Here is a 16,658-nt window from a genome sequence, read left to right as displayed (position 1 = left end):
CCTTCCGGCCCCGCCTCATTCTCGCAAAGGATGCGGATCGTCAGCCGACGATTTCTTCCGGCTTGAAGAAGAAGGCGATTTCGATCGCCGCATTCTCTTCCGAATCCGAACCATGGACCGAATTGGCTTCGATCGACTCGGCCAGTTCCTTGCGGATCGTGCCCGGCTCGGCATTGGCGGGGTTGGTGGCGCCCATGATGTCGCGGTTGCACTGCACGGCGTTCTCACCTTCGAGCACCTGCACCACGACCGGACCCGAGATCATGAACTCGACGAGGTCGTTGAAGAAGGGGCGTTCCTTGTGGACCGCGTAAAAGCCTTCGGCCTGTTCGCGCGTCATCTGGATGCGCTTGGAAGCGACGACACGAAGGCCTGCTTCTTCCAGCATCTTGGTGACGGCGCCGGTCAGATTGCGGCGGGTTGCATCGGGCTTGATGATCGAAAAGGTCCGGGTCGCGGCCATGGCCGTGCGGCTCCTGCAGTTGGTGTTATCGGGAAGTCGCGGCTCCCTAGTCCCCATGCGGCCGATATGCAAGCTCAGGCCATCTTGGCCCAACGCCCATTTTCGTCCTGTTTCCAATAACGCCGCTCCACATCGGCGCGTTCGCCCAGGCTTCGCCAGGCGGTGCGGGCAGCATCGATATTGGTTTCATCGAACAGATGGAAAGCGCGGGCAAAGCCCAGCGCTTCATCTCGCCAGCGTCCGTCGACAAGCGCGATATGAGTTGCACCATTAGCCGCCACTGCCGCTTCGCCGATCAGGATCGGCTGGTCGGCGTCCTGTTCTCCACCAGCCAGGCCGTGCGGCAGAAACGAGTCCGGCTGATAGGTCCAGAGCAGCTGGTCGACATGCGCGCGCAGCGCCGCATCCTCTGCCAGGATCAGAAGCCGCTCGCCGCCCGCGACCACCTTGTCGGCGATCTGCGGCAGCACGCGATCCAGCGGCAGCCGGGTAAGATGATAGAAATCAACCTGCATGCCCCCTGATAGCCGCGATGTGCGTTCGGGCCAACGTGCATGGCGTTGCGATGCCGCAACCGCTGCGATAGGGCAGTGCATGCCGCGTGCCGGGGAGTTGAAATCAAAGGTGGGAAATTACGTGACGCGCCAGGCCATGCTCTTCCCGGCTGCGCTTGGCCTGTGCCTTGCCGGCCAGGTCCATGCGCAGGAAGCGGCTGACCAGCGCCCCCAGTCGGGCGATATCCAGCCGGCGGCGCCGCAACAGGCGCGCGGGCCGGACCTGAACGATCGCCCGGTCGAAACGCCGCCCCCCTCGGCTACACCGCTGCCGAAAGACCCCGAACAGGTTCAGTTCAGCGCCGATACGCTGGAATATGACACCAATGAGGATGTCCTCACGGCGAGCGGCGACGTACTGATGTACCGCGAAAGCAACCGGTTGCGCGCGGACAAGGTGATCTGGAACCGCAAGACCGGCAAGGTCTTTGCGGAAGGCAATATCGTCGTCGCCAATCCGCAGGGCGATGCAGCCTATGGCGACCGCATGGAGTTGACCGATTCGCTGAAGGACGGCGTGGTCGACAATATGATGCTGGTGCTCGACGCCGGCGGGCGCGTTGCCGCCCAGCGCGGCGTTCGCAGCCCCAGCGGGCTGGTGACGGTGGAACATGCCGCCTACACGCCCTGCGCCGTTACCGACACGGCGGGCTGCCCCAAGGAACCTTCATGGAAGATCACGGCCGATCGGGTCGTCTATGATCCGCAGCGCCAGCGCATCCGCTACAACGGCGCGCGTATTTCGATCTTCAAACTGCTGACGATACCGCTGCCGGCCTTCTCGCACCCGGCGGGCAATCGCAGCGAGAACGGCTTTCTGACCCCCGACGTCCGCTATGGCGGCACCAACGGCCTGCAGCTTGCTGCCCCCTATGTCTTCACCATGGGGCCGAACCGCGACCTTACCGTCACGCCGCATGTCTATTCGGCGGCGCTGCCGCTCGTGCAGATCGATTTTCGCGACCTGAACACACTCGGCGCATTCCGCGTCAGCGCCTATGGTACCTATAGCCGGCGCGCGGACGACCTGACCGTGCCGGTGACCGCTGCCACGTCGCGGAATGACTTCCGCGGCTATTTCGACCTGGCCGGCACGTTCCAGCTCGATCCGAACTGGAGCGTCAGCAGTTCGCTGCGGCTCAGCAGCGACCGCACGTTCTTGCGCCGCTACGACATTTCGCGGGACGACCGACTGCGTAACAACGTCCGTGTCGAGCGCGTCGACGACAACAGCTACCTGTCGATCAACGCCTGGTTCGTCGAAACGCTGCGCGTCGGCGACCGTCAGGGCCTGCAGCCGGTAGCGCTCCCAGAGATCGACTATCGCCGCCGCGCCGAAGAGGGGCTGATCGGCGGCACGTTCGATTTTCAGCTCAACACGCTCGCCCTCACCCGCTCCGGCGGGCAGGACACGCAGCGCGGCTTTGCCGTCGCGCAGTGGCATCTGCGCAAGCTGACCGCCTGGGGACAGGAAATCACGCTTACCGCCTATACGCGCGGCGATATCTACAACACGTCGAATATCGACGCGACGTCGGTGCCGAGCTACCGCGGCAACTCGGGCTTCCAGTTTCGTGGCATCGCGGCGACGGCAGTGGACATGAAATGGCCGCTGATCGGCGAGTTGTTCGACGGCACCCAACGCATCACGCCGCGCGTGCAGGTGGTCGCGGCGCCCAACATCGCCAATATGAGCATTCCCAACGAGGATGCCCGCGCAGTCGATCTCGAGGATTCGAACCTTTTCGCGCTCAACCGTTTCCCCGGCTATGACCGGTTCGAGGATTCGTCGCGCTTCACCTGGGGCATGGACTATGCCCTGTACCTGCCCGGCCTCAGCATCGATTCCAATATTGGCCAGAGCTATCGCCTGTCGTCGCGCGCCTCTCTCTTCCCGGACGGGACGGGGCTGAGCGGGCGCGTATCCGACATTGTGGGTCGAACGGTGATCCGCTTCCGCGATTTCTTCAGCGTCACGCACCGCTTCCGCATCGACAAGGACAGTTTCGCCGTTCGGCGCAATGAAATCGACATGTCGATCGGTTCCCGCGCAACCTATGCACAGGTCGGCTATATCAACCTTAACCGCAACATCTCGGGCGCGCTCGAGGACTTGCAAGACCGCTCGGAAATACGCCTAGCGGGCCGCGTGCAGATTGGCCGCTTCTGGTCGGCATCGGGGTCGACGCTGATTGACCTTACCAAAAACAGTGCCGATCCCCTTTCCAATGCCGACGGGTTCCAGCCCGTGCGGCACCGGTTCGGGATCAATTATGAAGATGATTGCCTGCGCATCGGCATGACCTGGCGGCGCGACTACGCCACCACCGGCGACGCCAAGGCGGGCAATTCGTATCTGCTGACGCTCGCGTTCAAGAATCTGGGACGCTAGACGTATTAGCTTACCCGACGCTAAGCCTTGGTTCAGGCACAATTCGCGATTAAGCGCAGCGCTCCGGCAAATTGGGATGAGGGTCGTTCTCACGTGAATATCGGCATTCGCAGGATGGTTTTGGCCGGAGCTACTATGCTTTCCGGTGCCGCAGTGGCGGCGCTGGCGACGACTGCGATCGCGCAGACGGTTCCCGACACGTCTGGCCAGTCGATGCCGACGACAGCGCTGGACCTGCCCAGCAATCTGGAAATTTTCGGCAAAGCGAACCCCAATATCCGCAAGCCGACCGCCATTGTGAACGACTATGTTCTCACCGGCACCGATGTCGACCAGCGCGTCGCGCTGGTGATCGGCATGCAGAAGCTGACGCTGAAGCCCGAAGAGCGCGACCAGCTTCGTCTGGCGATGCTCCGCCAGTTGATCGACGAAACCCTGGAAATCCAGGAAGCCAAGTCGAACGACATCACCGTCGAACCCAAGCAGATCGAGCAGAGCTTTGCCCGCGTCGCCCAGCGCTTTCAGCGCACGCCGGAGCAGATGCGCGGCTGGCTGCGCGAGATTGGTTCGTCGGAACGGTCGATCAAGCGCCAGATCGAGGCGGAACTGGCCTGGAGCCAGCTGCTGCGTCGCAAGGTGAACGTCAATGTCGGCGAGGCCGAGGTCAAGGCGATGATCGATCGCATGACCGCCCAGAAGGGCACGGACGAGTATCACGTCTTCGAAATCTATCAGAACGCCACGCCGGATCGCGCGCAGGAAGTCGCCTCCGGCATGCAGCAACTGATCGAACAGATGCGCCAGGGCACGCCGTTCGACTATCTCGCCCGTACCTATTCGCAGAGCTCGACCCGCGCACGCGGCGGCGATCTCGGCTGGATCCAGGCAGCGATGCTGCCCGATCAGCTAGCGCAGGCGGTGCAGACGATGCAGGTCGGCCAGGTGGCCGGACCGATCCCGCTCTCGGCCGGTTTTTCGATCATTTATCTGGCGGAAAAGCACAAGGTCGGCATTCCCGATCCGCGTGAGGCGAAGCTGAGCCTGCGTCAGCTGTCGATCGCATTCCCCAAGGGCACGACCGAAGCACAGGCCAGCGCCCGCGCTGCCGACTTCGCCAAGGCGACCCAGGGCATTCGCGGTTGCGGTGACGTCGCCAAGGTCGCAGCCGCCGAGCGCGCCGATGTCGTCGATCGCGACGGCGTGATCATCAACCAGCTGCCCGTGGCGCTGCAGAACCTGATCCTGCCCCTGCAGGTCGGTCAGGCGACCCAGCCGTTCGGCTCGGTTGAAGATGGCGTGCGCGTGCTGGTGATTTGCGGTCGCGACGATCCGCCCCCCAGCTACACGCCGTCGGTCGATCAAGTGCAGCAGCAGATGGAAGATCAGCGCGTCAACCTGCGCGCCGAACGTATGCTGCGCGACCTGCGCCGCGACGCTCTCGTCGAATATCGCTGATATGCCGGCGGGCGCAGCCCAGGCTCGCCCGCTTGCCGTGGCGATGGGAGATTCGGCCGGTATCGGCCCGGAGATCACTGCCAAGGCCTGGGTCGCCCGCACCGAACAATCGCTGCCGCCTTTCTTCGCGATCGGCGATTTGCGGGCGGTTCAGCGCGTGTGGGACGGTCCGGTAACGGCGATCCGGGATCCGGCCGAAGCAGCGGGCGTATTTGCCGAAGCGCTGCCGGTTCTGGCCATCAGCGATTCCGGCGACGTCCAGCCGGGCCAGCCCGATGTCGAAAGTGCACGCACTGCCCTGCAATCGCTGGAAGTTGCGGTGGGTGTAACCAATGCCGGGGCGGCGGACGGGCTGGTGACGGCGCCGGTTTCCAAGGCCCAACTCTACAAGGTCGGCTTTACCCATCCAGGGCAGACCGAATTCATCGCCGAGCGCTGCGGTGTTGCCGCCGACAATGCCGTAATGATGCTGGCCGGCCCCACGCTGCGCGTTGTGCCGATCACCGTTCACGTCGCGCTGGCAGACGTACCCTCGCTGATTTCGGTGGAACTGATTGTTGCCAAGGCACGTGTCACCGTGCGGGGACTGCTCCGCAATTTCGGTATCGAGCGCCCGCGCCTGGCCTTTGCCGGGCTTAATCCGCATGCCGGCGAAAGCGGTGCGCTGGGCCGCGAAGAGATCGACATATTGATGCCGGCGATCGAGATGCTGCGCGCGGAAGGCATCGATGCGACTGGGCCTTATGCCGCCGATACGATGTTCCATGCCCGCGCGCGCGCCGGCTACGATGCGGCACTCTGCCTTTATCACGACCAGGCGTTGATCCCGATCAAGACGCTGCATTTCGACGACGGCGTGAACATGACGCTGGGGCTGCCGATCGTCCGCACATCGCCGGATCACGGCACCGCCTTCGGGATTGCGGGGCGGAATGAAGCCAATCCCGGCGCGATGATCGCCGCGCTCCGCATGGCCGCGCAGGCCGCCCAGCGCAGGGCAGACGGCGCCCAGTGACCGATCTGCCGCCGCTCCGCGACGTGATTGCCCGCTACGGACTCAGCGCCAGCAAGGCGCTGGGGCAGAATTTCCTGTTCGACGGCCAATTGCTGGCGCGCATCGCCCGGGTGCCGGGCGATCTGGCGGGCGCCGAAGTGTTCGAGGTAGGCCCTGGCCCCGGCGGCCTTACGCGCGCCCTGCTTCAGGCGGGGGCGAAGGTAACGGCGGTTGAGCGCGACCGGCGCTGCATTCCGGCGCTGGAGGAACTGGCGGGCTATTTCCCCGGTCAGCTTCGCATCATCGAAGGCGATGCGCTGCAGGTCGATGCGCCGACGCTGTTTGCGGGCAAGCCGCACATCGCCTCCAACCTGCCCTATAATGTCGGCACGGCGCTCCTGATCGGCTGGCTCTCCGCCGAATGGCGCCCTTGGTGGGCAAGCCTGACGCTGATGTTCCAGAAGGAAGTCGCCGAGCGGATCGTCGCCCAGCCGGGCACTGAACATTATGGCAGGCTGGCGGTGTTGGCCCAATGGCGCAGCACGCCCCGCATCGCGATGAATGTCCATCGCTCCGCCTTCACACCCCCGCCCAAGGTAATGTCGGCGGTGGTCCATATCACACCGGCCGAAACGCCTGCGGGAGTTCGGTTGCCGCTGCTGGAGGCGGTGACGGCGGCGGCATTTGGGCAGCGGCGGAAAATGCTGCGGCAAAGCCTGAAACCTATCCCGGGCGCACTGGCAGCGCTGGAAAAACTCGGCATCGACGCCAGCCGCCGTGCCGAGACGGTCAGCGTCGCCGAGTTCGTCGCCATCGCGCACGCCCTCGGCAACTGACCGGTATCGCCCCGATCAGGGCTCGCCTTGGTCCTTCGTCGCCGGCTCTGCGGCTGCCAGCGGGCTGGGCGGCGGCCCCTTGGCGATTGCGGCTGCCAGCGCAGTGAAGTCGGCGCAGCCTGCCTTGCAGATGATCTTGAGTTTGGCGAGGTTGTCCTTCGCCCGCTGCATCGCGCCCTTGGCGACCATCGCCTCGCCCTGACCACGCAGCGCGGCGGGATCGTTCGGCTCCAGCTTCAGCGCCTCGCCATAGAAGCGGATCGCCTTGCCGGGCAACTCCTGCGCACGGGCAATATCGCCGAGCAGCACGAACGCCTCGCGATTGCGGGGATCGACCGTGGCAGCGCTTTCGAGCAGATCATTGGCCCCCTCGACATTGCCGGCTGCCTGTGCCGCGCGCGCTTCCTTAACGAGGGCGATTGAGCGGGGATCGATCTGCGTATCGGGCCGCTGCGCGCTGAGGCTGGTGGAAACAGAAAGCAGCAGCAGGCCGGCCGCCGCCGAGATTGCGGTGATCCGCATCACATTCTCCAAAACCGAGGGTCGTGTCGCTATCATTGCCGCACCATCTTCGCGACAAAAAAGCCGTCGGTCGAGTCCTTCAGCGGGGTTAGCCGAAGTCCCGGGCCGCGCGGTGTACCGGCAGGGGCATCGAGCGGAACGGCCGACCAATCCTGATGCTCGTCCAGAAAGCGCTGCACCTGCCCAGCGCCTTCGGCATCGAGCAGCGAACAGACGATGTGGACCAGCGTGCCGCCAGGCCGCACCAGCGTTGCCGCCACCTGCAGCAACCGCGCCTGAATGCTGACATAGCGGTCAAGCGCCGCCGGCGTCAGGCGCCAGCGGGCTTCGGGGTTGCGTCGCCAGGTGCCCGTGCCGGAACAGGGCGCATCGACCAGCACCAGATCGGCGGTCTCCCGCCAGTCCGCCAGCGCCTCTGCCTCCCGATCGGGGTCCAGCAGCCGGGTCTCCGCAATCGTTACACCCGCGCGCGCAGCGCGCGGCATCAGACGCGACAGGCGTGGTCGGTCGACGTCGCACGCCAGAATGGTGCCGCGATTTGCCATTGCCGCGGCCAGCGCCAGCGTCTTGCCCCCTGCCCCCGCGCATAAATCAACAACGCGCTCATCGGGCCGGGCGCCAGCGAGCGCCGTCACCAGCTGACTACCCGCATCCTGCACTTCAAGGGCGCCGGTCCGATATGCAGGGAGCGTTTCAACCTGCAGCTCTGTGGCCAGCCGCAGCGCATCTGGCGCGAACGGCAGCAGCTGCACTCCCGGTAGCTCAGCCGCCACGGCAGCTGGGGAAGCCTTGAGCCGGTTGATGCGCAGGTCGAGCGGGGCGCGGTCCAGCAGAGCGACCTGTTCCTCTGGTCCGAGGCCCGACTGGGCGAAGCGCTCCGCCAGCCAGCGCGGCAGGGCCCCGGCTTCGGCGACGGGCTCATCGGGGCGGATCGGCGCAGGTCCATAGGGAGAGCCATTGAAAAGCGCCGCCAGTTCTGGCCGCACCTTGGCAAGGGCGAGCATAGCAGCCCGGCCGCTTTCCGGCCGTTCGCCGCAATGGCGGATCGCCGCATAGACCAGCTCGCGCATCGCCCGGCGATCTTTCGACCCGGCAAAGCGCCGTTCGGCGAACCAGCGCGCCAGCAGCACGTCCGCAGCCGCGCCCTCATCGCGCGCGGCGACAATGATGCGATCGAGCAGATCAATCGCCATTTGCAGCCTTGCGGCCGGTGTCATGCGTGATTCTCCGGTAACGGCGAACCGGAAGCAAACGCCGACAGACTGGGTTCGGGCGGGAAAGACGGGATCACGCCATCCCGCTAGGCGGATTGCCGGCAGATTCCTAGCGCCCTTACCTGCCTTGCTATGTTGGTAAGCATTTCCTCACCAACTGGTGGCATCCCCTGCCCATGGGATCTGGGGGTAGCGTATTGCGGGCTGTCGGTGCGACATGGCTGTTCGTGCTGACGCTATTGGTCGCCGGCACGCGCCCGGCGGCGGCAACCCCGCTGGCGTTGGGCGATCCGCTATGTCACGCGGTCTCGTCCCTGAATGCTCCACTTTCGGCCGCCGGGCACTTGGCCTTTCGGTGCACCGGGACCCCAAGCAACTATCAGCAAGGCAGTTTGTGGCTCCGCGCGCAGCTTCCCAAAACGAGCCGATCGGAGGAACCGGTCGAGATACTCGTACACCATAGCCGGTTTGACAGCCTCTCGGTCGGTTTCGTTTCTCCGAACGGCGATATTGCCTGGCAAAGCTTGCGGAGCGGCGCGTTCGGCACGCATTGGCGTCCCGGCGCCCAAATTGCCTTCCGCGCGCCCGGAGGCCAGGTGGCGCCCGTTGCGGTGGTTTTGCGGTTCGACAGACTCGCCAGCTACCAGTTTCTGCGTATCCGGATGGAACGCGACGGCTGGGGCGAAATCCAGTCCGCCTCGCTCGGCGGGCTGATCGGCGCGGCGCTTACCCTGCTGCTGGTAGGCTCGCTGTACAACGGCTCACTAGCCCTCGCCGTACGGCGACAATTTCTAGCCTGGCAGGGCGCCTGGGCAGCATGCATGCTCTTGTGGGGGGCGACCTGGTCGCAACTGCTGTTGCTGCTCTTTCCCGGGCTGGCCGGGGCGCCGGCATCGCAATGTTGCACCTTTCTCGCCACGCTGGCTGTCACGCTGGCGACGATCAGCGCGGTCACGTCGATCGAAGGCGAAGAGATCCCGCCCCTTCTGCGCTGGACCACGCTGGCGCTCGGCCTGTCGATTGGCTTGCTGGGGATCCCCGCCGCGCTCGTCCGTAGTCAGGCAATCGAATGGATCGGCGTGGTGCTAAGCATCCTCACGCTCGCCGTTCTGGGCGCCGTGGCATTATGCCTTGCCTTGGCGTGGCGGCACGGTAGCAGTGATGCGCGCGCACTTGCCGGCGCCTGGGCCGTGCCGATGGCTGCACTCGCGCTTACGCAATTCATCGATCTGGGATCGAGCCTGTGGGGTGGCGGTGCACAGTTGCTGGTGCTCTTCGCGGCGTCTTGGCAGACGATCTGGCTGTCGGTCGCGGCGAGCCGGCGGCTGGCCCGCTTGCGCATCGAACGCGACCGCGCCCGCGCGGCGGAAGCGCAGGCCAGTGAACTCGCCGGCCGCGATCCGCTGACCGGTCTGCGCAACCGCCGCGGCTTCATCACCATGATCGGACCACTTCTGCAGTTCGCCCGCAGCGAAAATGCGCCAGTGGCACTGCTGTTGATCGACATTGATCGATTCAAGTCGATCAACGATCTGCTCGGCCATGAGGCCGGCGATACGGTGCTTTCCACCGTTGCCGCGCGGCTGGAGCGGTGGGAATCGGCGATGTGCGCGGTCGCGCGACTGGGCGGCGAAGAGTTTGCGGTGATGGTTGCGGGGCTTGGCGGAATGCCGCTGATGCAGTTCGCCGACCATGTCCGGAGCGAGATCGGCGCCTGCGATCACGGCGTCGCATTGGGCGACCGCCGTGTCACCGTAAGCATCGGCGTCGCCGAGGCACAGGGTGCCACCGACTTCCAGCAGCTGTATCGCATCGCCGATCGCGGCCTCTATGCGGCGAAGCGCGCGGGTCGCAACTGCATCGTCCGGCCGACACCGGAAACGATTGCTCCCGCCCTGCCCGAAAGTCTGCGGGCGCAGGGATAACCCCGCGCCCGGGATAGCATCAGCGCGTCGGATAGTTCGGCGCCTCGCGCGTGATCGTCACGTCATGGACGTGGCTTTCCTTGAGGCCCGCATTGGTGATGCGCACGAACCGCGCCTTCTTCTGGAACTCCGGCAGCGTCGCGGCGCCAACATAGCCCATCGAAGCCTTCACGCCGCCCACCAGCTGGTGGATCACGTCGCGTGCCGGGCCCTTGTACGGTACCTGGCCTTCGATGCCTTCCGGCACCAGCTTCAGCTGGTCCTTGATGTCCTGCTGGAAGTAACGGTCGGCCGAGCCCTTTGCCATCGCGCCGACCGACCCCATGCCGCGATACGACTTGTAGGCGCGGCCCTGATACAGGAAGGTTTCGCCCGGCGCTTCCTCGGTGCCCGCCAGCAGCGAGCCGATCATCGCTGCGCCCGCGCCGGCAGCGAGCGCCTTGGCGATGTCACCCGAGGTGCGGATGCCGCCATCGGCAATCACCGGCACGCCCGACTTGGCGGCTTCCTCGGCCGCTTCCATCACGGCAGTAAGCTGGGGCACGCCGACGCCGGCAACGACGCGGGTGGTGCAGATCGAACCCGGCCCGATGCCGACCTTGATGCCGTCCGCGCCCGCATCGATCAGCGCACGGGCAGCTTCGGCAGTGGCGATGTTGCCGGCGATCACCTGCACCCGGTTGGAGAGCTTCTTCACCCGCTCAACGGCGCGGCTGACGTCCTTGTTGTGGCCATGCGCAGTGTCGATCACCACCAGATCGACTTCGGCATCGACCAGCGCCTCGGTACGGGCAAAGCCCTTGTCGCCCACCGTCGTGGCGGCGGCGACGCACAGCCGGCCGCTCGCATCCTTGGTGGCGTGGGGATAGGTGACTGCCTTTTCGATATCCTTCACGGTGATCAGTCCGACGCAGCGATAGGCGTCGTCGACCACCAGCAGCTTTTCGATCCGGCGCTGATGGAGCAGCCGCCGGGCCTCGTCCTGGCCTACGCCCAGCTTCACCGTGGCGAGGTTCTGGTGCGTCATCAGCTCCGACACCGGCTGATGCGGGTTTTCGGCAAAGCGCACGTCGCGGTTGGTCAGGATGCCGACCAGCTTGCCGTCAGCCTCAACAATGGGAATACCGCTGATCCGGTGCCGCGCCATCAGCGCCTGCGCCTCTGCCAGCGTGCCGTTCGGTGCCATGGTAATCGGATTGACGACCATGCCGCTTTCGAAACGCTTGACCGCGCGCACCGCCTCGGCCTGCTCGTCGATCTCCATGTTGCGGTGAAGCACACCGATACCGCCCAGCTGGGCCATCACGATCGCCATATCGCCTTCCGTGACGGTATCCATCGCCGAAGAAAGGATAGGGATGTTGAGCGCCAGGCTCTTGGTGACGAACGTCCGGGTATCCGCCATGCTCGGCACGATCTCGGATTCGCCCGGATAGAGCAGCACGTCGTCGAAAGTCAGGCCGAGAGGGATTTCCATGGGGAGCGCCAAATCCTTGAGTCGAGAGTTGGCGGCCCATGTAACCGCAAGGGTGCGGGTGCGCTAGTGGGCGGCGCTAGTGGTTTACGTCCGACACATAGGTTCGGTCGGGATAGAGCGCTGCCCGTTCCGCCGCGAGCTGCTGCCGAATCACTTCCCCCAGCCGTGCACAGGCACGCCGATATTCATCCATTTCCTCGACGACGCGCGTGATCGGCCATTCGCTGACATGCTCGCTGTAGCGCATGCGGACATCAAGATCGCCGGCGCGCACTTGCTGCGCCACATCCGCCTGGCGGCCACCGCGACCGCGTGCCTGATTATACAGGATGTCGATAATCCGGCGGCGCGCGGAAATGACGCGCGCTGTCTGGTAGCGCAGGCGTGACAGCTCTGAAGCGTCACAGGTCTTGCGTGCCATGAACGTCTCTTCGGCACCCATCGCCTGGAGCAGCGTAGTATCGAGTTCCTGCATGTTTATCATACAGGAGACATAGCAAGGGCCCGGCCCGACGCGGTGTTTTACGAGGAAATTATTCGTTCCGTTCGCGCAATGCTCGGGAAAGGAGCGCCTGGGCCTGTGCGACGTGCATCGCCTCGATCATCCGGTCGCGAAACCGTTCTGCCCCGCCACTGGCGGCAGCGATCAGCGCCTCAGCATCGGCGATCTCCTCGGGCGTGGGGCCGAATGCCGCGGCCGCCGGCGCGATCTGGCCGGGATGGATAAGCGTCTTGCCGTCGAACCCCATGGCCCTGCCCGCGCGGCATTCGGCGACCAGCCCCTCGGTATCGGCAAGCGCGTTGAATACGCCGTCCAGCGCCCAGCCGCCTGCGGCACGCGCAGCGAGCACGATCGTCTGGAGCACCAGCGCCAGACCTTCGCGCCCGGCGCCGGCGGGAATCCCCAGTGTCGCCTTCAGGTCGTTGGTGCCCGCGATCAGCCCAGCGACGCCCGGCGCCGCCGCTATCGCCGATGCCTGAAGTGCGCCCGCGGGGGTCTCGATCATCGCCAATATCGGCTTGCCCGCTGCGGCAGCCACGCCAGCAGCCCTGACGGCATCCTCCACCTTCGGGACCACCACCGTCGCGCAAGCCGATCCGGCCACCGCCGCAATGTCGGCGGCATGGGCTTCGTCCCCTATGCCATTGATGCGGATCGCAGCGATCCGCTCGCCAAATCCCTCCGCCATTGCGGCTACCGCCGCTTCACGGGCAGCGGCCTTGTCCTCGGGCTTCACCGCATCCTCCAGATCGAGGATGACCATATCGACCGGCAGCGTCCGAGCCTTGGCGACGGCGCGGGGATTGGATGCAGGCAGGAAAAGCGCGGTGCGCGGCGCGAGAGGCATGCTGGTCATGGCGCCTCTCTATGCTAGCAATGCACCCGATTGCGAGGGGAGTCGGGGAAAATGGAACTCATTTCCGCGTTTCTGGTGGCGCTGGCGGTGCTGGTGCTGCTCTACATCATGTCCAGCGTAAAGATCGTGAACCAGGGCTATCAGTACACGATCGAGCATTTCGGCCGCTTCACGACCGTCGCCACCCCCGGCTTCAACTTTTACCCCGCCTTTTTCTATCGCGTCGGCCGCAAGGTTAACATGATGGAGCAGGTGATCGATATTCCTGGTCAAGAAATCATCACCAAAGACAATGCGATGATCTCCACCGACGGGGTCGTCTTCTTCCAGGTGCTCGATGCCGCCAAGGCCGCCTATGAGGTCTCAGACCTCTATGTCGCGCTGCTCCAGCTCACCACCACCAATTTGCGGACGGTGATGGGATCGATGGACTTGGACGAAACGCTGTCGAAGCGCGACGAGATCAACGCCCGGCTGCTGTCGGTCGTCGATCATGCAACCACGCCATGGGGCGTGAAGATCACGCGCGTCGAGATCAAGGACATCCGCCCGCCGGCTGACATCGTCAATGCGATGGGCCGCCAGATGAAGGCCGAGCGCGAAAAGCGCGCCAACATTCTCGAAGCCGAAGGCGCCCGCGCATCCGAAATCCTGCGCGCCGAAGGGCAGAAGGCCGCACGCATCCTCGAAGCGGAGGGGCGCCGCGAATCCGCCTTCCGCGACGCTGAGGCCCGCGAACGCGCCGCCGAGGCCGAGGCGAAAGCGACGCAGCTCGTGTCCGATGCGATCGAGTCGGGCAGCGCAGCGTCGCTCAACTATTTCATCGCCCAGAAATATGTGGAAGCGGTGGGCAAATTCGCCACCTCGCCAAATGCCAAGACGATCCTCTTCCCGGTCGAGGCGACGCAGCTGATCGGCACGCTGGGCGGCATTGGCGAACTGGCCAAGGAGGCGCTGTCGGGCAACGCGCCGACGCCGCCGGCCCCGCCACGCCGGCCGGGTCCGTTCGAGCAACAGGGCTGATCGCGCAATGGACTGGCTGCACCAGGCGGCGGTGCTGTGGCTGATCGCGGGCGTCGCCTTCGCCATCGCCGAATTGCTGCTGCCGGGCGTCTATCTCGTCTTCTTCGCAGTGGCAGCTGTGCTTACCGGCACCATCGCATTGCTCTTTCCGGTGCTTACACTCGGCGGCCAGATGATCGACTTCGCCGCATGGTCGCTCGCTGCCGTGCTGATCGGCAAACGCTGGTATCGCGATTTTCCCGTGCCGAGCAGCGAGCCGTTGCTGAACGACCGCGTCGCCCAGCTCATTGGCCAGATGGTAACGGTGACCATCGCGATCGAGGGCGGCGAAGGCCGCGTGCGGGTCGCGGATGGTGAATGGCCAGCGCGCGGTGCCGACGCGCCCGCCGGCGCCCGGGTACGGATCACCGGCGCTATGGGTGCCACTTTGCTGGTCGAGCCTGTGGCCACCCTTCCCCTTTCCTGATTATTCCCCTGAGGTAGAATTGATGCGTACTTCCCGTCGCGAAATGTTGCTTGGATCCGGCGCAGCGCTGGCCACCGGCATGGTGGCCGCTACCGCGCGAGCCGCCCCCGCCGAAACCCAGGCACAGGGACTGATTGACCGTACTGCCGAAGAAATGCTGCGGCTGAATCCCGAAGGCGCGACGGCGCTGGGCATCGACAAGGGTGAGCGCGCAGCCCTCAAGCATGCGCTCGGCGACCGTAGCCCGCACGGCGTCGCGAAAATGGCCGCCCATCTCCGCGCCACGCTCGCTGATATCGACCGGATCGACGTGAACGCAGTCTCGCCGGACATGCGCGTCCATCTCGACGTCATCCAGACTGCCTACGCCAATGCGCTGAAGGGCATGGCTTTCCCCTATGGCGATGTCGCCGTGGGCAGCTGGCGGAACGCACCCTATGTCGTCGCGCAGAATGTCGGCGCCTATATCGACACGCCGCGCATGCTCGACAGCGATCACCAGATCGCATCGCGCGAGGATGCGGAAGCCTATTGCGACCGGCTCGATTCCTATCCGGACCAGCTCGACGGCGAGACGGAGCGACTGAAGCAGGCGGCCGGCCTGGGCGTGATCGCGCCGGACTTTCTGCTGGACAAATGCCTCAAGCAGATTCGCATGGCGCGCAGCGGCAACCCGGCGGGCTGGGACATCGTCACCTCGGTCGCCAATCGAAGTGCCGGCATGGGCGGCGATTATGGCCAGCGCGCCTGGCAGATTGCGACCGAGCGCGTTGCCCCCGCGCTCGACCGGCAAATCAAGGAACTCGAACGCCATCGCGCCCGCGCCACCCATGATGCGGGCGTGTGGAAGTTCAAGGACGGCGACGCCTATTATGCCTGGGCGCTGAGCGCCGGCACCACGACGACGATGACGCCCGACGAGGTCCACCAGATGGGCCTCGAGCAGCTCCGCGCGCTGCAAGCCGAAATGGACGTAATCCTGAAAGCGCAGGGCTATAGCCAGGGTAGCGTAGGCGCCCGCATGCGGGCGCTTGCCAAGGATCCACGCTTCGCCTTCCCGGAAACCGATGCAGGCCGCGCCGAGATCATCAAGATCCTGCAGGACAGCATCAACGACATGCGCGGCCGGATGCCGCAGGCATTCCACACGCTGGTTCCCGGTAATGTTGAAGTGAAGCGCATTCCGGCGGTGGAGGAAGGTGGTGCCGCGGGCGCCTATGGCGGCCCCGGCACGATCGACGGCAAGGTACCGGGCCGGCTATGGATCAACCTGCGCTCGACCGGCATCTGGACACGGTTCAGTCTGCCCGATCTTGCGTATCATGAGGCAATTCCCGGCCATGCCTGGCAGGGCGAATATACCTTCAAGATGCCGTTGATCCGCTCGATGCTGCAGTTCAATGCCTATTCCGAAGGCTGGGCGCTCTATTCGGAGCAGCTCGCCGACGAACTGGGCGTCTATGCCGCCAATCCGGCGGCGAAGCTCGGCTATCTCCAGTCGCTGGGCTTCCGCGCCTGCCGGCTGGTGGTCGATACGGGCCTGCATGCCAAGCGCTGGACGCGCGAACAGGCGATCCAGTGGTTCGTGGAGATCAACGGCTCATCCGAGGACGAAGTGCAAGGCGAAGTCGATCGCTATTGTTCCTGGCCGGGTCAGGCCTGCGGCTACAAGGTCGGGCACAGCGAGATCAACCGTCTGCGGGACCACGCCAAAAGCACGCTGGGCGAGCATTTCGACTTCCGCGCCTTCAACGATGCCCTGGTGCTGGGAGGCAATGTGCCGATGACAGTGCTGGGCCATATCGTCGACCGGCACACTGCTGCGCGGAAGGGGTAATACCTTAATCCCCCTTCCGCTTGCGGGAGGGGTCAGGGAAGGGGGCGACGTGGCGGCTCCCAGCTGGGCTTCCCCCTGGGCTCGGCATTCTCCCCTCCCCCAGCCCCTCCCGCAAGCGGGAGGGGAGCGAAGACAGCGGCGG

15 protein-coding genes are annotated in these 16,658 nt (G+C 65.1%); 8 read left to right on the top strand and 7 right to left on the bottom strand.

All coding sequences use genetic code 11. From position 1 onward, the window contains the following. Positions 1-40: 40 nt before the first annotated feature. Together ndk and ACT53M_RS01065 are read right to left on the bottom strand one after the other, a co-directional pair. Positions 41-463, bottom strand: a complete 423-nt coding sequence (gene ndk / locus ACT53M_RS01070) for a nucleoside-diphosphate kinase (protein WP_476230866.1) — start codon at positions 461-463, stop codon at positions 41-43. A 74-nt stretch (positions 464-537) separates the two neighbouring features. Further along, positions 538-978 (bottom strand): DNA polymerase III subunit chi, encoded by a 441-nt coding sequence (locus tag ACT53M_RS01065; protein ID WP_476230864.1) that lies wholly within the window; start codon positions 976-978, stop codon positions 538-540. Between the two features lie 136 nt (positions 979-1,114). Between ACT53M_RS01065 and ACT53M_RS01060 the strand changes: the two genes are divergently transcribed. From ACT53M_RS01060 to rsmA, 4 genes are all read left to right on the top strand, one after another. Continuing rightward, complete coding sequence (locus ACT53M_RS01060) at positions 1,115-3,409, top strand: LPS-assembly protein LptD (protein ID WP_476231560.1); 2,295 nt, start codon at positions 1,115-1,117, stop codon at positions 3,407-3,409. A 135-nt stretch (positions 3,410-3,544) separates the two neighbouring features. After that, positions 3,545-4,864: a peptidylprolyl isomerase gene (locus ACT53M_RS01055; RefSeq protein ID WP_476230862.1), complete on the top strand. Its 1,320-nt coding sequence runs from the start codon at positions 3,545-3,547 to the stop codon at positions 4,862-4,864. A 1-nt stretch (position 4,865) separates the two neighbouring features. After that, the gene (gene pdxA / locus ACT53M_RS01050; protein WP_476230861.1) at positions 4,866-5,879 is read left to right on the top strand and encodes a 4-hydroxythreonine-4-phosphate dehydrogenase PdxA; all 1,014 of its coding nucleotides are present in this window, start codon (positions 4,866-4,868) and stop codon (positions 5,877-5,879) included. Further along, a complete protein-coding gene (rsmA, locus tag ACT53M_RS01045; protein ID WP_476230860.1) occupies positions 5,876-6,694 on the top strand; it encodes a 16S rRNA (adenine(1518)-N(6)/adenine(1519)-N(6))-dimethyltransferase RsmA in 819 nt (272 codons plus the stop codon). The genes pdxA and rsmA overlap by 4 nt, the downstream gene beginning before the upstream one ends. Before the next feature lie 15 nt (positions 6,695-6,709). On the opposite strand, the gene ACT53M_RS01040 is transcribed toward rsmA, so the two are convergent. Together ACT53M_RS01040 and ACT53M_RS01035 are read right to left on the bottom strand one after the other, a co-directional pair. Further along, positions 6,710-7,216, bottom strand: coding sequence for a tetratricopeptide repeat protein (locus ACT53M_RS01040; RefSeq protein ID WP_476230859.1), 507 nt, complete (start codon positions 7,214-7,216; stop codon positions 6,710-6,712). A gap of 32 nt (positions 7,217-7,248) precedes the next feature. Continuing rightward, entirely contained in the window at positions 7,249-8,433 is a 1,185-nt protein-coding gene (locus ACT53M_RS01035; protein ID WP_476230858.1) for an RsmB/NOP family class I SAM-dependent RNA methyltransferase, read from the bottom strand. Positions 8,434-9,026: 593 nt separating this feature from the next. Here ACT53M_RS01035 and ACT53M_RS01030 point away from each other — a divergent pair. After that, entirely contained in the window at positions 9,027-10,355 is a 1,329-nt protein-coding gene (locus ACT53M_RS01030) for a sensor domain-containing diguanylate cyclase (RefSeq protein ID WP_476230857.1), read from the top strand. Positions 10,356-10,374: 19 nt separating this feature from the next. Here ACT53M_RS01030 and guaB read toward each other — a convergent pair whose 3' ends face one another. The 3 genes from guaB to ACT53M_RS01015 all read right to left on the bottom strand — a co-directional run bounded on the left by guaB (position 10,375) and on the right by ACT53M_RS01015 (position 13,190). Next, positions 10,375-11,832, bottom strand: a complete 1,458-nt coding sequence (gene guaB / locus ACT53M_RS01025) for an IMP dehydrogenase (RefSeq protein WP_476230856.1) — start codon at positions 11,830-11,832, stop codon at positions 10,375-10,377. A gap of 76 nt (positions 11,833-11,908) precedes the next feature. After that, positions 11,909-12,307 carry a hypothetical protein gene (locus ACT53M_RS01020; protein ID WP_476230855.1) on the bottom strand — a complete coding sequence of 133 codons (399 nt, stop codon included), beginning with the start codon at positions 12,305-12,307 and terminating at the stop codon, positions 11,909-11,911. Between the two features lie 58 nt (positions 12,308-12,365). Then, the gene (locus ACT53M_RS01015) at positions 12,366-13,190 is read right to left on the bottom strand and encodes an HpcH/HpaI aldolase/citrate lyase family protein (protein WP_476230854.1); all 825 of its coding nucleotides are present in this window, start codon (positions 13,188-13,190) and stop codon (positions 12,366-12,368) included. A 51-nt stretch (positions 13,191-13,241) separates the two neighbouring features. Between ACT53M_RS01015 and ACT53M_RS01010 the strand changes: the two genes are divergently transcribed. Genes ACT53M_RS01010 through ACT53M_RS01000 form a run of 3 tightly spaced genes read left to right on the top strand, consistent with a single transcriptional unit; the run spans position 13,242 to position 16,516 of the window. After that, a complete protein-coding gene (locus tag ACT53M_RS01010) occupies positions 13,242-14,213 on the top strand; it encodes an SPFH domain-containing protein (protein ID WP_476230853.1) in 972 nt (323 codons plus the stop codon). Positions 14,214-14,220: 7 nt separating this feature from the next. After that, positions 14,221-14,679, top strand: a complete 459-nt coding sequence (locus ACT53M_RS01005; RefSeq protein WP_476230852.1) for an NfeD family protein — start codon at positions 14,221-14,223, stop codon at positions 14,677-14,679. Between the two features lie 22 nt (positions 14,680-14,701). Further along, complete coding sequence (locus tag ACT53M_RS01000; protein ID WP_476230851.1) at positions 14,702-16,516, top strand: DUF885 domain-containing protein; 1,815 nt, start codon at positions 14,702-14,704, stop codon at positions 16,514-16,516. The last annotated feature ends 142 nt before the right edge of the window (positions 16,517-16,658 follow it).

The organism is Sphingomonas sp. DMC6 (assembly GCF_056314225.1).
The sequence above is the reverse complement of the archived record's forward strand: the minus strand, read 5'-3'. Positions and strand labels throughout refer to the sequence as shown.